Source organism: Ideonella sp. P3_A4 (genome assembly GCF_056403075.1).
On record NZ_JBFUGE010000937.1, the window covers coordinates 1 to 1,731 of the forward strand.

Annotated in this window: 2 protein-coding genes and 1 pseudogene; all 3 read left to right on the forward strand. The window is 63.4% G+C overall.

From position 1 onward, the window contains the following. Window positions 1-218: pseudogene (locus AC1DYI_RS34610) on the forward strand (TetR/AcrR family transcriptional regulator); the annotation flags it as partial. A 113-nt stretch (window positions 219-331) separates the two neighbouring features. Then, window positions 332-1,333, forward strand: a complete 1,002-nt coding sequence (locus AC1DYI_RS34615) for an NADP-dependent oxidoreductase (RefSeq protein ID WP_477208627.1) — start codon at window positions 332-334, stop codon at window positions 1,331-1,333. 68 nt (window positions 1,334-1,401) lie between these two features. Beyond that, window positions 1,402-1,731: SDR family NAD(P)-dependent oxidoreductase (locus tag AC1DYI_RS34620; RefSeq protein ID WP_477208628.1), on the forward strand; the 330-nt coding region annotated here is incomplete at its 3' end.

A 1,731-nucleotide genomic window follows, 5' to 3' on the forward strand; every position in this document is an offset into this window, starting at 1 on the left:
CACCCGAGGTTCGCCGAGTCACCACCCGGCACATCAAGGCCATGATCGATCTTGTCGCCCGTCAGTCGCCGGACTGGGGGCAGCCCGGCGCCCACGAGCAAGCACTCGTGACCATCGCCACCATGGTGGGCACCTTGCTGCTGGCCCGCGCAGTCGACGAGCCCGCCCTGTCGGACAGGCTGCGCGAGGCCGCACTGAAGCACCTGGCCCCTGCCTGAACGCACTGAGCAACGCTGCCTTTTTGTTCGCCCCTATATATGACGATCATCATGCCACATGAGTCGTTCGGCATCCACTCGCAACCTGGGCACGCCCGGAACAAGGAAAAACCGTGAAAGCATTCGTTCTCGATCGCTATGGAAAAAAGCGCGCGTTGCGGTTGGCAGATGTGCCGAGCCCGGAGTTGCGCGATGACGAGGTCCTGGTCGAGGTCCATGCCGCTGGCGTGAACCTGCTGGACTCGAAGATCCGCGGCGGAGAGTTCAAGCTCATCCTGCCTTATCGCCTGCCCCTGATCCTGGGCCACGACGTCGCCGGGGTGGTCGTCAAGCTCGGCGCGCGTGTGCGGCAGTTCAAGCTCGGCGATGAGGTCTACGCGCGGACGGATGACTTTCGGATCGGCACGTTCGCCGAATTCGTCCCCGTCAAGGAAGCCTCGCTGGCGCTCAAGCCCACGGGGCTGACGATGGAAGAAGCCGCTTCCATTCCTCTGGTGGCGCTGACGGCCTGGCAGGCACTGGTCGAGAAGGCCAACCTGAAGAAGGGGCAGAAGGTCTTCATCCAGGCCGGCTCAGGCGGCGTAGGCACCTTTGCCATCCAGCTGGCCAAGCACCTGGGTGCCACCGTGGCCACCACGACGAGCACGGCCAATGTCGCGCTCGTGAAGAGCCTGGGCGCAGACGTCGTCATCGACTACAAGACGCAGGACTTTGAAGATGTCCTGCACGACTACGACGTGGTCCTGAACAGCCAGGACGGCAAGACGCTCGAAAAATCCCTGCGCGTGCTCAAGGCCGGCGGGAGGCTCATCTCCATCTCTGGTCCGCCCGATCCCGATTTCGGCAAGGACATCGGGGCACCCGGCTTCGTGAAACTGGTCATGCGGCTGCTGAGCTCGGGAACCAGACGCAAGGCAAGGAGCCTCGGGGTCAGCTTCTCGTTCCTCTTCATGAAGGCGAATGGGATCCAGCTGCGCGAGATCACCCGTCTCTTCGATGCTGGCGTCATCCGCCCCGTGATGGACCGGGTCTTCCCGTTCGCATCAACCAACGAGGCCATGGCCTACGTCGAAGCAGGCCGCGCCAAGGGCAAGGTCGTCGTCAAGCTCAAGTGAGCTTGTTCATCGTTGCTGCAGGCCCTGAAAGCCTGCAGCTGAATCTGTATCCCTCTTTGGAGATTCTCATGAAGATCGAAAATGCTGTTGCCCTCGTCACGGGCGCCAATCGCGGCATCGGCCTCGCATTTGCGCGTGAACTGCTCGCCCGCGGCGCCCGCAAGGTCTACGCCGGCGCGCGAGACCCCGCGACCGTGACCCAACCCGGAGTTCAGGCCCTGCGGCTCGACGTCAACAAGCCGGAAGACGTGGCGGCCGCTGCGGCGCTGGCATCGGATGTGACGCTGGTGATCAACAACGCCGGCATTGCCGTGCCCGGAGGCTTTCTCGCAGCCGACAGCGAAGAAGCCGCACGGCGCATCTTCGAGACCAACTTCTTCGCCGTGTTGCGCATGAGC